This is a genomic window from Arthrobacter sp. 05T444 (assembly GCF_056395905.1).
The window spans coordinates 14,047-30,513 of the sequence record NZ_JBFTKK010000009.1; the positions used below are offsets into that span (position 1 = coordinate 14,047).

General features: G+C 66.1%; 16 protein-coding genes. 8 read left to right on the forward strand and 8 right to left on the reverse strand.

What is annotated here, in order from left to right; all coding sequences use genetic code 11:
• Nucleotide 1: 1 nt before the first annotated feature.
• The 3 genes from AC1DD3_RS10495 to AC1DD3_RS10505 form a co-directional block, all read right to left on the reverse strand.
• Complete coding sequence (locus AC1DD3_RS10495) at nucleotides 2–1,525, reverse strand: ABC transporter substrate-binding protein (protein WP_476881596.1); 1,524 nt, start codon at nucleotides 1,523–1,525, stop codon at nucleotides 2–4.
• Nucleotides 1,526–1,733: 208 nt separating this feature from the next.
• A complete protein-coding gene (locus AC1DD3_RS10500) occupies nucleotides 1,734–2,744 on the reverse strand; it encodes a Gfo/Idh/MocA family protein (protein ID WP_476881597.1) in 1,011 nt (336 codons plus the stop codon).
• The gene (locus tag AC1DD3_RS10505) at nucleotides 2,741–3,589 is read right to left on the reverse strand and encodes a sugar phosphate isomerase/epimerase family protein (RefSeq protein ID WP_476881598.1); all 849 of its coding nucleotides are present in this window, start codon (nucleotides 3,587–3,589) and stop codon (nucleotides 2,741–2,743) included. The genes AC1DD3_RS10500 and AC1DD3_RS10505 overlap by 4 nt, the downstream gene beginning before the upstream one ends.
• 241 nt (nucleotides 3,590–3,830) lie before the next feature.
• On the opposite strand from AC1DD3_RS10505, the gene AC1DD3_RS10510 reads away from it, so the two are divergent.
• Nucleotides 3,831–4,868: a LacI family DNA-binding transcriptional regulator gene (locus tag AC1DD3_RS10510; protein WP_476881599.1), complete on the forward strand. Its 1,038-nt coding sequence runs from the start codon at nucleotides 3,831–3,833 to the stop codon at nucleotides 4,866–4,868.
• A gap of 50 nt (nucleotides 4,869–4,918) precedes the next feature.
• Entirely contained in the window at nucleotides 4,919–5,773 is an 855-nt protein-coding gene (nadE, locus tag AC1DD3_RS10515; protein WP_476877626.1) for an ammonia-dependent NAD(+) synthetase, read from the forward strand.
• Between the two features lie 9 nt (nucleotides 5,774–5,782).
• Here nadE and AC1DD3_RS10520 read toward each other — a convergent pair whose 3' ends face one another.
• The 3 genes from AC1DD3_RS10520 to AC1DD3_RS10530 form a co-directional block, all read right to left on the reverse strand.
• On the reverse strand, nucleotides 5,783–6,697 hold the full coding sequence (locus AC1DD3_RS10520; RefSeq protein WP_476881600.1) for an NADP-dependent oxidoreductase: 915 nt from the start codon (nucleotides 6,695–6,697) through the stop codon (nucleotides 5,783–5,785).
• Nucleotides 6,698–6,786: 89 nt separating this feature from the next.
• On the reverse strand, nucleotides 6,787–7,743 hold the full coding sequence (locus AC1DD3_RS10525; RefSeq protein ID WP_476881601.1) for a plastocyanin/azurin family copper-binding protein: 957 nt from the start codon (nucleotides 7,741–7,743) through the stop codon (nucleotides 6,787–6,789).
• 354 nt (nucleotides 7,744–8,097) lie between these two features.
• Nucleotides 8,098–8,880, reverse strand: a complete 783-nt coding sequence (locus tag AC1DD3_RS10530; protein ID WP_476881602.1) for an IclR family transcriptional regulator — start codon at nucleotides 8,878–8,880, stop codon at nucleotides 8,098–8,100.
• Between the two features lie 263 nt (nucleotides 8,881–9,143).
• Between AC1DD3_RS10530 and AC1DD3_RS10535 the strand changes: the two genes are divergently transcribed.
• The 3 genes from AC1DD3_RS10535 to AC1DD3_RS10545 are packed head-to-tail and all read left to right on the forward strand — an operon-like array spanning nucleotide 9,144 to nucleotide 11,794.
• Entirely contained in the window at nucleotides 9,144–9,860 is a 717-nt protein-coding gene (locus AC1DD3_RS10535) for a CoA transferase subunit A (protein ID WP_476881603.1), read from the forward strand.
• 54 nt (nucleotides 9,861–9,914) lie between these two features.
• Nucleotides 9,915–10,601 (forward strand): CoA transferase subunit B, encoded by a 687-nt coding sequence (locus AC1DD3_RS10540; RefSeq protein ID WP_476881604.1) that lies wholly within the window; start codon nucleotides 9,915–9,917, stop codon nucleotides 10,599–10,601.
• On the forward strand, nucleotides 10,598–11,794 hold the full coding sequence (locus tag AC1DD3_RS10545) for an acetyl-CoA acetyltransferase (RefSeq protein WP_476877159.1): 1,197 nt from the start codon (nucleotides 10,598–10,600) through the stop codon (nucleotides 11,792–11,794). Before AC1DD3_RS10540 ends, AC1DD3_RS10545 begins: the two co-directional genes overlap by 4 nt.
• Before the next feature lie 123 nt (nucleotides 11,795–11,917).
• Here AC1DD3_RS10545 and AC1DD3_RS10550 read toward each other — a convergent pair whose 3' ends face one another.
• Both AC1DD3_RS10550 and AC1DD3_RS10555 read right to left on the reverse strand, forming a co-directional pair.
• Complete coding sequence (locus AC1DD3_RS10550) at nucleotides 11,918–12,637, reverse strand: ankyrin repeat domain-containing protein (RefSeq protein WP_476881605.1); 720 nt, start codon at nucleotides 12,635–12,637, stop codon at nucleotides 11,918–11,920.
• Between the two features lie 72 nt (nucleotides 12,638–12,709).
• Nucleotides 12,710–13,303 carry a GlcG/HbpS family heme-binding protein gene (locus tag AC1DD3_RS10555; protein WP_476881606.1) on the reverse strand — a complete coding sequence of 198 codons (594 nt, stop codon included), beginning with the start codon at nucleotides 13,301–13,303 and terminating at the stop codon, nucleotides 12,710–12,712.
• Nucleotides 13,304–13,517: 214 nt separating this feature from the next.
• Here AC1DD3_RS10555 and AC1DD3_RS10560 point away from each other — a divergent pair, with 214 nt between their 5' ends.
• From AC1DD3_RS10560 to AC1DD3_RS10570, 3 genes are all read left to right on the forward strand, one after another.
• Nucleotides 13,518–14,714, forward strand: a complete 1,197-nt coding sequence (locus AC1DD3_RS10560; RefSeq protein ID WP_476881607.1) for a sensor histidine kinase — start codon at nucleotides 13,518–13,520, stop codon at nucleotides 14,712–14,714.
• A complete protein-coding gene (locus AC1DD3_RS10565; protein ID WP_476877156.1) occupies nucleotides 14,711–15,337 on the forward strand; it encodes a response regulator in 627 nt (208 codons plus the stop codon). Before AC1DD3_RS10560 ends, AC1DD3_RS10565 begins: the two co-directional genes overlap by 4 nt.
• Before the next feature lie 71 nt (nucleotides 15,338–15,408).
• The gene (locus AC1DD3_RS10570) at nucleotides 15,409–16,464 is read left to right on the forward strand and encodes a zinc-dependent alcohol dehydrogenase family protein (RefSeq protein ID WP_476877155.1); all 1,056 of its coding nucleotides are present in this window, start codon (nucleotides 15,409–15,411) and stop codon (nucleotides 16,462–16,464) included.
• Nucleotides 16,465–16,467: the final 3 nt, after the last annotated feature.

Sequence of the window (16,467 nt, forward strand, 5' to 3'; positions counted from 1 at the left end):
CCTACTTGGCCGGTGAGTAGTTGTAGATGGACGGAACGGCCTGCTGGATCTGCGGCGTGACGTTCACCTTGGAGTTGTGGTAATACATCTGGTTGACCCGGAACAGCGGGGCGAACCATGCCTGTTCGACGACGTACTTGTTGACTTCCTGAGCCAGCTTGCCGGCATCGGCGCCTCCGTTGCGCACTGCCGCGATCTTGGCGTCCAGCTCCGGCGTCGCATTCTTGAACGGGTTGTAGAGCGCTTTGGTGGAGACAATCTGGTCGGTGGCAACCGTGGGCTGGCCCTGGAAGAGCGAGAAGTACATGCTGGTGAACTTCTGCCCGGCAATGTCAGAGGTGAAGGTATTGGTCAGCGCGGCGCCAACCTTGAGGGTGATGCCCACGTCCGCCAACTGCTGCTGGACCACGGAGATCTGCGTTTCGAAACCGGGAACGCCAGGGATTTCCAGGGTTACGCCACTTTCGAAGCCGGCTTCCTTGAGGAGCTGCTTTGCTTTGGCCGGGTCATAGCTGTAGTAGTTCTCCAGCTCCTCGGTCCAGGCCCCGCTGGCCTTGCCGAACGGCTGGGACGTCGGGGTGCCCTGGCCCAGCATGACTTGATCGAGGATCGTCTTGCGGTCGAAGGCGTAGTTAATGGCCTGGCGGACCTTGACGTTCGCGAGCGCCGGGTTCTTGGCGCCGTCGCGGTCCAGGAGGAGCAGGCCCTGCCAGTCCACTTCGTTGGCAGCCAGCTTCATCTTGGCGCCCTCCGCCTGCTTGCCGTTCTTGGGATCCAGGATCGTGGCATCGACCTGGCCGGAGACAAGGGCGTTGGTGCGGGCGGTAAGGTCCGGCAGGATCTTGAACGTCAGCTTGGAGTACTTCTGTAGGTCCTTGTTCCAGTAGTCCTTGCGGGCAGTGAAAACGGTCTGGGAGTCCTTGACCGACGCCGCCTTGTCCATCACGTACGGGCCGGAGCCCACCGGTTCCGTCTTGATGCCTTCGCTTCCAAGTGCCTTGGGGCTGCCCATCAGGCCCGCAGCCTGGCTGAGGAAGTATTCCAGGGCCGGGTCCGGGGTGGTGAGGTTGATGTCGATGGTGTCGGCATCCACAACGGCCACATCTTTGACCGCATTGAGCTGGGCCATCTGCGGGCCGTTGGCCTTCTTGAAGTGGTCCATGTTCGCCTTGGCCGCTTCGGCGTCGAACTTGGCTCCGTCGCTGAAGGTGACGTCAGTCCGCAGATCCACAGTGAGCTTGGTGCTGTTGCTGTTGTACTTCCAGGCGGTAGCCAGCATAGGGCTGAGCTTTCCGTCCGGTTCGCGGAGGATCAGGGTGTCATACACGGCCTGGTAGGGCTGGAGGACGTGCCCCACGTGGGCCTGGGCCGGGTCCCAGGAACGTACGTCCTGGATCGTGCCGATCGTCAGCGCAGTGGCGGCGCCGGCGGCTGAGCCGGAGTTTGCGGTGCCGCCGCACGCGGTCAGGGCAAGCGCCGCGCTGACTGTTAGGGCGGTCGCTGCCGCCTTGGGACCTAACTTCATTGTTGGCTCCTTGGATCTTTGGAACGTGATGCTTACGGAATAGGCCGGTGTGGCGTGGACCACACCGGCCTTGCGAGATTCAGCGTACGCATTGTTGCCGGCTTTGGCAACCGATTGTCAAAATCGGTGCAATATTGGCTTGAATGCGTTGGAAATGTAGCGGTCTTAGCCTCTTCGAATTGCTACAACCTGTTGCCCAACAGATATCTCAGGACATCCTGTGGGCTGGCGCCGGGTAGCTCTGCCGGTAAATATCCTTGATGATGCGCAGCGACTTTTCGGCCTCCGCGGGGCTGATCCAGAACGTCTCCGCCTCGTCCAGCCGGCCATAGAAGTCGTTGATCAGCAGCTCGTGCGACACACCCCAGTAGGAGCGGCCGCCGGAGTCGCTCTTGCGCTCCGGAATGACCTCTACGCGTCCGTCCGCATAGGTGACCGTGAGGCTGTCCCGCAGGCTCAGGACGGCCCTTTCGGTGACGACGTCGAGTGTCACCGGCGCGTTGAAGGCATTGGCCAGGGTGGCATAGAAGGCGCTCCGGGCACCGTTGGCATGTTCCGCAACGAATTCCGCGGTGTCTTCCACCTCAATAGTGCCGGCCAGGAAGCGCGTGGAAGCGTTGCCGCTCACCGTCACGACGTCTCCCACCAGCCACTGGAGCAGGTCCACGGTGTGGATGGCCTGGTTCATCATCAGCCCGCCGCCACCGCCGGCCCACGTCCCCCGCCACGGGCGGCTTTGGTAGTACTCGGCGGAACGCTGCCACATCACTGTTGCTGACGCTCCCACCACGGCCCCCAGCTCGCCCGTAGACAGCAGCGAGTGCATGGCCTGCGAGGTCGCGTTGTACCGGTTCTGGAAGCACACGGCGATTTTCGCGCTGGCTGCGGAGGCGGCTTCAACCAGCCGCCGCCCCTCCGCCAGCGTGTGGGCCAGCGGCTTCTCCACGATGACGTTGACGCCGCGCTCCAGGCAATCCGCAGCCACCGAGGCGTGCTGGTCATGCGGGGTGCAGATGTGCACCACGTCCGGCCGGACGGCCTCGATAAGGGCCATGTGGTCAGCGAAGCCGGGGACGCCGTAGGCGGCCACCGCGGAAGCCAGCCGCCCCGGATCCGAATCGCAGACCGCAACCAGCGTGGCGCCGTCGAGCTTTGCAACCGCTTCGAAATGCACGGCGGAAACGTCGCCGCAGCCGATGACCGCCGCCGTCGTGCTCAAGAGAGTTCAACCCCGTTTTTCGCGGCGAGCGCGGCAAAGGCGCGGGCCGCGACGCCGAAGGCCACCGGCCCCGAGAATCCGCCCAACTCATGGGCGCTGGCCAGGTGGGGTTCCAGCGAGGCGAACCCGGTGAAGCCGTCCGCCTTCAAGGCGGCAATGGTGGCGTCCAGTTCGCCGTCGCCCTCGCCGGAGGGCACCACTTCGCCGCTGGTGGACAGCGCATCCTTGACCTGGAAATACTCAAGGTAGGGGCGCAGCATGGCGTAGCCGTCGGTGTGGGGCTTGACGCCCACCTGGACGAAGTTGGCGTTGTCCCAGGCGATGCGCAGCGACGGGGAGTCCACGGTTTTCATGATGTCGAGGACGCGTTCGGGGGTGTCGCCGTAGATTCCCTTCTCGTTTTCATGCAGAAGCACGACGCCGGCCTCCGCGGCTTCCGCGGCCAGCGCACCCAGGCGGGCGATGACGTCGTCCCGGATGTCTTCCTGGCTCTGGCCTTCGGCCCGGTAGAACGAGAAAATGCGGATGTATTTGGTATCCAGGCCCTTGGCCACGGAGATGATCTGGCGGAGCCGCTGCACTTCGTGCTCGACGGGCAGGGAGACGTCCACCTTGCCGATGGGGCTGGCCACGGCCGAGACCTTGAGGCCCTTCTCATCGAGGATTTCCTTGAGGGTGGCAACCTGCTGCGGTTCCAGCTCGGAGACATTAGTGCCCCAGGCGCTGCGCACCTCAATGTGGCTGGCACCTAAGGCCAGCAATACCGCGGCCTGCACCGCGGGATCCGGATCTATTTCATCGCCGAAGCCTGAGAGCGGCCAGACTGCGGTTGTTGATTTGCTCACGCGGATCTCCTGGGTTTAGCGGCCGCCGCGGTGGAAGCTCGCATTCCTGCCCCAGCGCGGTGACCCAGTTCACAAACGGTGTCCAGCCCAGTTTAGCCAGTCTGGCCGACAATGACAACCGATTGCCAAACTTTGACAATCTGTGGCATTCTTTGCTGACGGGATCTGTGGCGACAGTCACAGGCCCGCCTGTCCGCCCCCGGCCATTCCGGCCCGGCCACCACGTTCAGAGAGGAGCGCCGTGGCTACGACGCAACCAGCAGCAGTGGACCGTCCGCCCACCATCCATGACATTGCCGCGCTCTGCGGCGTCGCGGCCTCCACCGTTTCCCGGGCCCTCTCGACTCCTGACCGCGTCAACATCAGGACGCGGCTGCGGATCGAGGCGGCTGCGGCCCAACTGCACTACATCCCCAACAGCCAGGCGAAGGCGCTCAGCTCCGGCCGGACAGGTGCCGTGGGAGTCCTGGTCCCGGACATTACCAACCCGTTCTACTTCGACCTCATCAGGGGCACCCAGCTCCAGCTCAAGGCGGCCGGGTACACCCAGTTGCTGGTGGACACGGAGGAATCCGATGAGGTGGAAGCCAGCACCATGGAGCAACTGCGCAAGAGTGCGGACGGCATCATCGTTGCCGCATCCAGGCTCAGTGACGAAGCCCTGCTGGCTGCGGCCGCAAAGATGCCCATGGTCACCATGAACCGCGACGTTCCCGGGGTCCCTGCGGTCCTCATTGACACCCCGTCCGCCACCAGCCAGGCCCTCGACCACCTCATCTCGCTGGGCCACACCCGGGTCGCCTACATGGCCGGCCCCACGACGTCCCAGTCCAGCGAACGGCGCTGGACCGCATTGTCCGAGGCGGCCGAGGAACGCGGCGTGGAAGTCCGCAGGCTCGGACCGTTCGCCCCCAAGACGCAGTCCGGCGCAGCTGCGGCGGACGCCGCCGTGCACAGCGGAGTGACTGCGTGCATCGCGTTCAACGACCTCATCGCCATCGGCATGCTCCAGCGCCTCCGGGAACGCGGCATCGGCGTTCCCGAGGACATGAGCATTGTAGGCTGCGACGACATCTTCGGCGCCGACTTCTGCAATCCGCCACTGTCCACCATGGCGTCACCGATTGAACAAGCCGGCCGCGTGGCGGTCTCCATGCTGCTGGCCCAGCTGAACCCGCTGGCCGGCGGCGGAACACGCAGCAGGTCGGTGATGCCCACCCACCTGACGGTCCGAGGCTCCACCGGCCCGGCACCCGGCGCGACCCACGCATGGAAGTGAAGGTGCGGACACAGTTGAGCGTTGCCGACGCCGCTGACTAGGCTGGGCACATGCGCGAACTCCAGGCCAAGATCATTGAAGAAATGGGCGTCCAGCCCCGGATCGATCCTCCCGAGGAGGTGCGCAAGCGCGTCACTTTCCTAAAGGAGTACCTGAAAGCCACCCGCACAAAGGGCTTTGTTTTGGGTATTTCCGGAGGCCTGGACTCTTCGTTGGCGGGGCGCCTTGCCCAGCTCGCCGTCGAGGAGCTCCAGGCCGAGGGCACCGAAGCCAACTTCGTGGCGGTCCGCCTCCCCTACGGCGTGCAGCATGACGAAGACGACGCCCAGGCCGCCCTGGACTTCATCCAGGCCAAGACGGAGTGGACCTTCAACATTTCGGCGGCCGTGGACGGATTCGAGGACGAGTTCGAAAAGACCGTCGGATCGGAGATCTCCGACTTCCATAAGGGCAATACCAAGGCCCGGACGCGCATGATCGCCCAGTATGCCCTGGCCGGTGAGCACAACTACCTGGTTATCGGCACGGACCACGGCGCCGAGTCCGTGACGGGGTTCTTCACCAAGTTCGGCGACGGCGGTGCGGACATCCTGCCGCTCTTCGGCCTGAACAAGCGGCAGAACCGTGCACTGCTTGCCGAACTTGGCGCCCCCGCACGGATCTGGGAGAAGGTGCCCACGGCCGACCTCCTGGACGGCAAGCCCGGCCGCACGGACGAGGACGAACTCGGCATCACGTATGACCAGATCGACGACTACCTCGAGGGCCGTGATGTCCCGGAGAACGTGGCCGTGGCCATCGAGCAGAAGTTCCTGCGGACCCGGCACAAGCGCACCGTTCCGGTCAGCATCTTCGACACCTGGTGGAAGCACGAGGGTCCGGAGGAGCCCAGGGCAGGACTCTGATCCGGGCTCCTAGGGCAGCAGCACGATCTTGCCGCGGCCGTGGCCCGTCCTGCTGATCTCCAGTGCATCGGCAGCCTCAATGAGGGGCATCCGGTGGGAGATGTGGAAGGTGATCTGGCCGTCCGCAGTGAGGGTAGCCACTTCCTCAACGCGTCCTTCCAACTGCCGGACGGCGGCGATTCCGGCTTCCGCCGAGTGCTTGCCGGGAACTGTTGTTACGGCGCGGCTGCGGTCCTGCAGCAGTTGGGCCGTCGCGGCAACGGCCTCGTCGTTGCCGATGGTGTCGAACACAGCGGTGACATCACCGGTGGCGTCGCTCATATCCCGCACCCGGTCCGCCAGCCCCGCTCCGTAGGTCACGGGTTCGGCACCCAACTCGCGGAGGTACTCGTGGTTGGACTCGGACGCCGTGCCGACCACCCGTGCCCCGAGTGCTACGGCGATCTGGACCGCGGCCGAGCCCACTCCTCCGGCCGCGGCATGGATGAGGAGGGTGTCTCCGGGGCGCACTCCGAGCTGCTTCAGGGCAGAGTACGCGGTGCCGCCGGCCACGGGGATGCACGCCGCCTGTTCGAAGTCGACGCCGGCAGGGAGCGGGGTGAGCTGTTCGGCCGGGACCAGGGCTTCCGTGCGGTAGCCGCCGGTGAGGCCGTTCCAGATCACTTCATCGCCGACGGCAAACCCCTCGAAGGCGGGCCCCACAGCTGTGACCACGCCGGCTGCCTCACTGCCGGGCACCGCCGGAAAATCCAGCGGTGCCCATTGCTTCAGGTAGCCGGCCACAAGTTTCCAGTCGACAGGGTTGACGCTGACCGCCCGGAATTCCACGCGGACTTGGCCCTCGCCGGGCTCAGGCAGTTCCTCGGCTCCTACCTTCAGGACCTGCGGGCCGCCGTATTCGTCGAAGTAGATCCTGGTGCTCATGGCTCTGGCTCCTTTGCTGCTGTCCCTGCCCTCTAGTGCAAGGGTAGGCAGGGCACTGCAGGCGTCACAAGGAGACATCTGGAGTCCGGTCAGCGCCTGACTTCCACCTCTCCCACCATGCCCATGTAGTCATGCAGGGCGCAGAGGTAGTCGTACTCGCCCACCTTGTTGAAGGTCACGGTGAATTTTGCCCCGGGCTCCATCAGGCCGGAGCTGAGGTCCCCGCCCTTGAAGTTCTTGGGATTGCCCACCGGCGCGAACACATTGGCCGGTTCATGCCCGAACGTCACGGTGTGCGGCGCACCCATCCCGGCATTGACAAAGGTCACAGTGTCGCCGAGGTGGACGACTATCTCATGGTGGACGAACCGCATCAGCATCGCGGTTCCGTTGTCCGTACCGGCGATCACCTTGTGGTTGCTGGCCTGCTTGCGGGCCGCCTCCCATTGCTTCTCGCCGTCCCGCACGATCTTCCGTTCCTCTTTCTTGGTCTGGCGGTCGTACTGCGACTGCGTGAACGGGTAGTCGGTTCCGGCGGCCCGGACATGGACCGTACCCTTCATCGCCATGCCATGCACAACGCAGTAGTAGGTGAACTTGCCGGTGTGCGTGAACTTCAGCATGTAATGCTCCACCGCTTTGAAGCCGGTGTTGGAGACATTGGCCATGATTCCGGAGTTGTAGTACGAGTGGCCGTCATACGTGGTGCCTCCCTGCCGGCTCAACTGCTTCGGATCAAAGGGGTTGAACGGCGTGAGCGGCTTGCCTTTCGCCAGGAACGTCACGGTGTGGATTTCTGCGGCGTTTGCCTCCCACTTGATCTTGTCCCCGGCGTTGACATAGATGTTCGACGGAAGGAAGGACATGCCCTGGATGGCCTGGTCTGAGGACTCCGAGCCGACTTGGACGGTCCAGGTCCTCGGCGAGTTCTCATCGTCGGCAAACGCTGCGGTACTAAGTGACAGCGGCAGGAGGATGGCCGCCGAAAAGGCGAGGAGAAGGCGCAGCAGGTGCGGCCTTTGGTGGTTTTTTGGTTTGAGAGTCATGCGACTCATTCCTTTTACGCTGGGCGTTGGCAGCCGCGAAGCGGCCGGGAAGGTACCGGCCCGCAGATTGCGGTACCGGACCGATGCCAGAGCGGCGCGGATCCAGCGGGACCCTTCTGCTTTTCTCTGTCGCCCAGCCCAGGGAAGGGAAGAGGCCTCGGAACCGGACCCGCCACCGAACTAGGCGACAACACGGACTTTCCGGTTCTCGAAGGGATAAGTTGTGGTTCTGTTGAGCCGTCAGAGCCCGGATTCGTGGCCGACGGCGTGCGGTCTAAGCCGGTCGGTCCGAGACTACAGATACAGTTCCCATGGTGCTCCGCGTCGAGGAAATTGTCGAGATGCCGAGGGTGGTCAGCCGGCGCTGGGCGTGCGGAGCAGGGCTGAGATCCGGTGTGCCTCTTCAAGGAGGAGCCGGCCCAGGAACTCCTGCCGGTCTCCGCGGAAGCGCGGCTCGATCCCGGTCAGGGACAGTGCCCACGCCGGACGGTTGGCCTGGTCGAACACGGCCGCGCCCATTCCCCAGCTGCCTTCCAGCACCAGGCCGGGGTTCACCGAATAGCCCAGCTGGCAGGTTTGCTTCAGGTTAGCCCGGACCAGTGCCTCCGGGTGCCCTTCTGCGAACTTTCCGGCGTGGACGGGCCACCCGGACAGGACCTGCTCCCGTTCGTTCTCCGGCAGGAAGGCAAGGATGGCCGTGCCTGCCGATGCCACGCCCAATGGAAACCTGACGCCCTCATGCAGTACGAACGAGCGCACTGGGAAGCTGCCTTCCTCGCGCAGCAGGCAGACGGTCTCGGTGCCCCTGCGAACGGAGAAGAAGGCGCTCTCGCCCGTTTCCTCCGCCAGCCGCCGCAGGCTGGGCCTGGCAATGTCCTCCAGCGGGAACCGGGCGGAGGCCACCGATCCCAGCAGCAGGACCTCCGGGCCCAGGACCCAGTTGCCGGTCCGGGCATCGTGGTCCAGGAGTCCTTCCGCGGCCAAAGAGGTGAGAAGGCGGTGGACCGTGGGCCGGGTGAGGCCTGACTCTCGCACAAGTTCCAGCAGGGAGCTTCCCTCCGGCCTGCGGCCCGCGATTCGCAACAGTCCGGCAATGCGGCTGACCACCTGGGCCCCCTGAACGGGTGTCGGGTTCATAACTCTCCTTCGTGTATCCATAATGTGGATACACAGAACACTACCGTCCATACTATAAAAAGAGCCATGCGTAGGGATAATTTCGTCCTTGACAGTGCCCCTCGGACGCCCGTACGCTCAACATCCAAGGCCTGAGTCCACAAAGTGGAACACGCGGTGAGCATGTTTCGAGACGGTCCGCCAGCAGCCCATCGGAGCCCCCACGATCCAACCCCCACCGATCCAACCCCCAACGATCCAACCCAGCTCAATGAGGAGATGCGATGTCCAAACTTAGATCCGCAGCGGCCGAGGCCTTGCAGGATGTGCTCCGGGACGGCATGACGCTCGCCGTCGGCGGCTTTGGCCTGAGCGGCATCCCGGCGGACCTGATCGAGGCCGTCCGGAAGTCGGGCGTCGGCGACCTGACGGTGGTGTCCAACAACATGGGCGTGGACGGCAAGGGTCTCGGTGTCCTGATCGAGGCCGGCCAGGTCCGCAAGGTGATCGCCTCCTACGTGGGCGAGAACAAGCTTTTCGCCGAGCAGTACCTGGCCGGCCTGCTGGAGGTAGAGTTCACGCCGCAGGGCACACTGGCCGAGCGGCTCCGCGCCGGCGGCGCCGGCATCCCCGCGTTCTACACCAAAACCGGCGTGGGCACCCTCGTTGCCGAAGGCAAACCGCTCGCGGATTTCGACGGCGAAACGTACGTTCAGGAGCGCGCCATCCGAGCCGACGTCGCACTGGTCCACGCGCACACGGCCGACACGGACGGCAACCTGATCTACCGCTTCACCGCCCGCAACTTTAACCCTGTGGTGGCCACCGCCGGCGCCGTGACGATCGCCGAGGCCGAGGAGATCGTGGAGCCCGGCGAGCTGGACCCGAACCACGTCGTCACCCCCGGCGTCTACGTCCAGCGCCTCGTCCAGTCGAGCAAGCGCGTCAAGGACATCGAGCATCGCACCGTACGCCCGCGCGTCGAGCCCGTCCCCGCCTAACCCAGCGCGAACGAACACTTCAGCCCCTCGATTTTGAACCCCAAGGAGAAACCCATGGCCTGGACCAGGGATGAAATGGCTGCCATCGCGGCCGAGGAACTCAACGACGGCGACTACGTGAACCTGGGCATCGGCATCCCCACGCTCGTGGCCAACAACCTGCCCCAGGGCGTCCGTGTCGTGCTCCAGAGCGAGAACGGGCTGCTCGGCATGGGCCCGTTCCCATTCGAGGGCGAGGAAGACGCCGACCTCATCAACGCCGGCAAGCAGACCGTCACCGTGCTGCCAGGCGGCAGCGTCTTCGACTCCGCCACGTCCTTCGGGATGATCCGCGGCGGCCACGTCAAGGTTGCCATCCTGGGGGCCATGCAGGTGTCCGGCAGCGGCGACCTCGCCAACTGGACCATCCCCGGCAAGATGGTCAAGGGCATGGGCGGCGCCATGGACCTCGTCGCCGGGACCCCGCGCGTCGTCGTCCTCACCGAGCACAACGCGAAGGACGGCACCGCCAAGATCGTCAAGGAGTGCACCCTGCCGCTTACCGGCCTCCGCGTGGTGGACCGGATCATCAGCGACCTCGCGGTCTTCGACCTGGAAAAGACGGACGACGGCGGCCGGCAGCTCACGCTCACCCGCCTCGCGCCAGGGGTCACCGTGGAGGAAATCCGCGGGAAGACCGAGGCGGAGTTCACGGTCGCACTCGAAAATGCCGCCCCCGCTTTGGAAGGAGCCTCAGCATGAGCCTCAAAGATCAGTTCGGCAAGGACGTCCTGCTCACCGGCTGGGGCCACAGCCGCTTCGGCAAGCTGACGGATGAGACCCTTGAATCCCTGATCGTTCAGGTCGCCACCGAGGCTATCGGCAACGCAGGGATCGAACCCGGCCAGATCGACGAGATCTACCTCGGCCAGTTCAACTCCGGCATGATGCCGCTGGCGTTCCCGTCCTCGCTGGCGCTGCAGGTCTCGGAGCAGCTGGCCAACGTCCCCGCCACGCGGGTTGAGAATGCCTGCGCCTCGGGGTCGGCCGCGTTCCAGCAGGGCACCAAGTCGCTGCTGGCAGGCACCGCAAAGACCGTGCTTGTGATTGGCGCCGAGAAGATGACCCATGCGGGGGCGGACGTCGTGGGTGCGGCACTGCTGGGGGCGGATTACGACATGGCCGGCAAGGCCTCCACCACCGGCTTCACCGGGCTGTTCGCGGAGGTGGCCAAGCATTACGGGAAGCGCTACGGATCCAGCGTCGGGAACCTCGGCGACGTCCTGGGCACCATCGCGGCCAAGAACCACCGCAACGGCGTGGACAACCCCTACGCCCAGCTCCGCAAAGACCTCGGCGAGGAGTTCTGCCGCACAGTGTCGGACAAGAACCCGATGGTGGCCGATCCGCTGCGCCGCACCGACTGCTCCCCCGTGTCCGACGGCGCCGCCGCCGTCGTGCTGTCTGTCTCACCGACCGCCGGGGTCACTGCCCCGGTCCGGCTCGCCGGATTCGGCCACGCGAGCGACTTCTTCCCCGCAGAACGCCGCGACCCCACCGCCTTCGCCGCCACCCGCGTCTCCTGGCAGCGCGCCCTGGCGATGGCCGGCGTCGGGATCAAGGACCTGGACTTCGCAGAAGTCCATGACTGCTTCACCATCGCCGAGCTGCTCATGTACGAAGCAATGGGCCTTACGGAACCTGGGCAGGGCGTCCGCGCCATCGAGGAAGGCTGGGTGTTCAAGGACGGGAAGCTGCCCGTCAATGTATCCGGCGGCCTCAAGGCCAAGGGTCACCCCGTGGGTGCGACGGGCGTTTCCCAGCACGTCATCGCAGCCATGCAGCTCACCGGCACCGCCGGCGACATGCAGCTGGCCGGCCCCCGCCGGGCAGCGGTGCAGAACATGGGCGGCGTAGGAATCGCCAACTACGTCAGCGTCCTCGAGGCCGTCTAAGCCCGGGCGCCGAACCGTCCTGACCTTCTTTTGTCCGCAGACCGCGGCGACACGCGAATTCACCCGCGTGTCGGCTGCGTGGCCGCCGAATGAAGGTCAGGACGGCGATGCGGGCATGGCCATCTAGCTCCGGCCCCGGATCAGGGCCGCAATGTCGGCAAAGCCCAGGCGCTCCGCATTGTCCAAGGCCGTCCGGCCCTGGGGGTCACGGATGGAGGGGTCGGCGCCGGCCGCCAGGAGCAGCCGGACCACTTCCTGTTGCCTAGGACCGCCATTGTTGAGCAGGACGGCCTCCTGCATGGCAGTCCAGCCGAGGTTGTTCACGTGGTTTACGGGAATTTCCGCGGCGATAAGGATCCGGACCGTGTCCACATGGCCGTGTTCGCTGGCCGGTATGAGTGCAGTCCCGCCGTAGCGGTTGGTACTGGACACATCCGCACCGTTGGCCAGGGTCAGCCGAAGCACGTCGTTGAACCCTTCTGCTCCGGCGTAGAGGAACGCCGAATCCTGGATCGCGTCCTTGGCGTTGACGTTGCCGCCGGCCTGGATCAGCTGCTTGACCAGCCGCGCATTGTTGGCTTTGGCTGCAAGGATCAGCCGCCGGTCGAGCTCCGCCTGGGCCTCCCGGGGCAGCGCCGGGCGAGAAGCCGTGGCCCCTGTCGGCGTGGAAGTCTGCGACTTTGCCGGGCTTGGCGTTCCCGGGCGCGGTGTGGCCACACTCGAGATGGCCGCCGATGGCGCACTGGGTCCGGCAGTGGCAGCGCTGTCTGCCGCGCCTCCTACCCCCACGGCGCTGCATCCTGCCACTGCTGCTGCCACGGTAACGGCCGCCAGTGCGCTCACAACCGGCATCCGTCCCGGCGCCGACGTGTACCGACGCCGTCCAGCAGCGTTGAACCGCCTCATGAACCGAACCTACCCAGCGATGGCATCGGCACCCGCTGCCGCGCAGGCTTCGTCGAGCTTGCCGTCCGGGGCGCCGCCCACGCCGATGCCGGCCACGGACACGCCGTTGACCTTGAGCGGCACTCCGCCGGGCAGGAAGAGCGTGCCGGGAAGGTCGGCGATGCTGGGGCTGTTGCCCATGATGCGCTTCGCCAGCTCGCTCGTGGGGGCACCAAAAGCGGCAGCGGTATAGGCCTTCCGCTTGGCCGATTCGATGGTGTGCTCAGCCGCGTTGTCGCCCCGGAGGATTGCCTGCACGGTGCCAAACCGGTCGACCAGCGCTACCGTGACGAAGGGCAGCTTGTCCGCCTGGCACTTGGCAAGCGCCGCGCCCACCGCCTTGGCCGAGGCGCCGACGGTGATCCGGCTCTGAGCCACAACGTTGGCTGGCACCGGCTGCACGTCCGCGGCAGGCACGGCAGCGGGTACGGCGGCGGACACCGAAGCCGGTTCAGCCGCCCGCGCCGAGGAACCGCTTCCGGAGTTGGCGGCGGCGGTCGCACCTGCCGTCAGGACGAGCGCTCCGGCTGCGGCGGCGGCAAAAACCTTGCTGGACTTTTTCACGGTAGTTCTCCTTTTAGCGCTGAGACTCAGCTGAATCAGGTGGCGGAATCGGGTACATTTCCATCGTGCCGCCTGCCCCGAACGCGCACATCGGGCCTTCGTGGGCACCGTGCTCCCCCTAACGGCCAGCGGGATCAGCCAAAAGGCTGAGAGACGAGCAACGGCGCGGGCAATAGCATGGTGGATAGCACTCCCTCCACCGGAACCGGACGCCATGCCTTCCTCAGCCCCAGCACTCCCCCAGGAAACCCTGCCCGGCCGGACAGCCCAGGCATCAGGCCCGCTGGGCAGGATTGACGCCGCGGTCCACCTGGGTTTCGCGGTGCTGCTGGTGGCGTCGGTGGTGCGTTACGTGATGCGGCACAGCCCTGCTGACAACCTCATGGTTCCCGGCCTGGCCGCCGCCGCCTGCGTTCTCTACGCCGTCATCGCCGTGCTTGCCCAGCGCGGGCGTCCCTGGGCCGTCTGGATGTTCATCCTCGTCGCCGTGTGGGCGGTCCTGGTGGTTGCCGCGCCCAGCTTCGCGTGGTGTTCGTTTGCGCTGTTCTTCCTCTGCCGCACGGCATTCCAGGGGGCGGTGGCCTACATCGCAGCGGGCGCGACGGCGGCCGCCACCGCCGTCGGGCTGTTCCGGCTCAGCGACGGCCCCGACCTCGCCATGCTGCTTGGTCCGCTTGCCGTCGGCGTCATGCTGACGCTGATCTACGACCGCATCGAGCACGACGCCGCGGAGCAGCGCCGCCTGCACGCTGAGGTGTCGCTCGCCCAGGGACAGCTGGCCGCCAGCGAGCGCCGGGCCGGCACCATTGCCGAGCGTGAGCGTGTGTCCCGCGAAATCCACGACACCGTCACGCAGGGCCTGGCCAGCAGCCTGCTGCTCCTGGAAGCGGCGAACCGCGCCTGGCCCGCCCCGTCGTCCCGGCAGGACCTCAGCCAGGCCAGCGGGCTGCTCCGCCGGAACCTGTCAGAAACGCGGAGCCTCGTCCACGAGCTCGCTTCCCCCGGACTGGACGCCTCTCCCCTGCCCGAGGCCCTGCTGCAGGCCGCCTCGCAGTATGTCCCCGGGGCGCGGCTGCTGGTCACCGGCGAGCAGCGGCCCGTTCCCGCGGACGTCCGCCACACACTCCTGAGGGTAGTTCAGAGCGCGGCAGCCAATATCCAGCTCCACGCGTCCGCAGCGAACGTGACGCTGACGCTCGGCTTCCTTCCGGAGGCCGTCACCCTGGATATTTACGACGACGGCGGCGGCTTTGATCCGGCGGCGGCAGCACCGCCATCGGACGCCGGAGGCTACGGGCTGCGGGCCATGCGGCAGCGGGTGGAACAGCTGGGCGGCGTATTCTCGTTGGAAAGCACCCCCGGCGAAGGGACCATCGTGGCCGCGCAACTGCCTGCCAGGGAGGACGCATGAGCGCCATCACCGTCCTCCTCGCTGACGATCACCTCGTGGTCCGGAGCGGGCTCAAGGCGCTGCTGGGAACCCAGCCGGACATCGACGTCGTGGCCGAGGCCGCATCAGGCGAAGAAGCCTTGGCGAAGGTAGAGGAACATTCCCCAGCCGTGGTGGTGATGGACCTGGCCATGGGCGCCGGCATGGACGGCATCGAAGCCATCCGGAGGATCCGCGAACGCAACCGGCGGCAGGCGGTGCTCGTGTTCACCACGTACGATTCCGACGCCGACATCGTCCGCGCGGTGGACGCCGGCGCCATGGGCTACCTGCTCAAGGACGCCGCACCGGAGGAGATTTTCGCCGCCATCCGGGGTGCCGTACAGGGCAGGAGCGTGATGAGCGCCCCGGTGGCCTCCCGGCTGTTCCAGCAGCTGCGGAATCCCGACGAGGTCCTGACCCCGCGCGAAGCCGAGCTGCTGAGCCTCCTCACCGAGGGGCTCAGCAACCGCGAACTCGGCCAGCGGCTCTTCATCTCCGAGGCCACGGTCAAAACCCACCTGGCCCACATTTACGCCAAGCTCGGAGTGGAAACGCGGGCAGCAGCCATCGCCACCGCCATCCGCCGGGAGGGCATGCGCTAGGCCGGGCCGCCACGTACGCGTGCGGGGTCTACACTCGTTCAGGTCACGCCCACCTTCCGACAGGAGCAGCCATGCGCGCCACCATTATCCACGGCCCCGGAGACATCAGGGTGGAGGACCGGGACTATCCGTCCGTCCAGCTTCCCACGGACGCGGTGGTCACGGTGACTGCAGCATGTGTGTGCGGCTCAGACCTGTGGCCGTACCGCGGCGTGAAGCCAACCCACGCGCCCTCCGCCATAGGTCACGAATTCATCGGCGTGGTGGAGAGCGTCGGCGATGATGTGAAGGCTCTCAAGGAGGGCGACTTCGTGATAGCCCCGTTCGTGGTGAGCTGCGGTGAGTGCCCGCAGTGCCTGAACGGCGTCACAGTCGCCTGCGACCGGCTCGCCGGCTGGGGCGGCAAGGACGATGCAGGATTAAGGATAGACGGCGGCCAGGGCCAGGCAGTGCGTGTCCCCCTTGCCGAGTCCACCCTGGTCAGGGTGCCCGACGTCGGCGACCCAGACGATGCGCTCCGGAAGAACCTCCTGACGCTGTCCGACGTCATGGCCACCGGCCACCACGCCGCCCTCAGCGCCCAGGTCTCTCCCGGCCGGACCGTTGTGGTGGTGGGCGACGGCGCCGTGGGGCTGTGCGGTGTCCTGGCAGCCAGGCGCTTAGGTGCCGAGCGGATCATCGCGATGTCGCGCCACGCTGACCGGCAGGCCATCGCCCGCGAGTTTGGCGCCACGGACATCGTGGAAGAACGCGGGGACGACGGCGTGGCGAAGGTCCGTGAGCTGCTCGGCGGCGTCCTCGCGGACTCGGTGCTGGAGTGCGTGGGGACCAAGGAGTCCATGGAACAGGCCCTGCATTCGGTCCGTCCAGGCGGCGCCCTGGGGTTCGTCGGGGTACCGACCGGCGGCGCCGAGATTCCGCTGCGCTATCTGTTCGATAGGAACATCACCGTGGCAGGCGGGATGGCTCCCGCCCGTACATATATCCCGGAACTGCTGGCAGACGTGCTGGCCGGGACCATCAACCCGGGCCGGGTGTTCGACGTCGAAATGCCGCTCGAGGAAGCAGCCGAGGCCTACAAGGCAATGGACGAACGCCGGGCCATCAAGGTGCTGCTGACTCCATAAGAC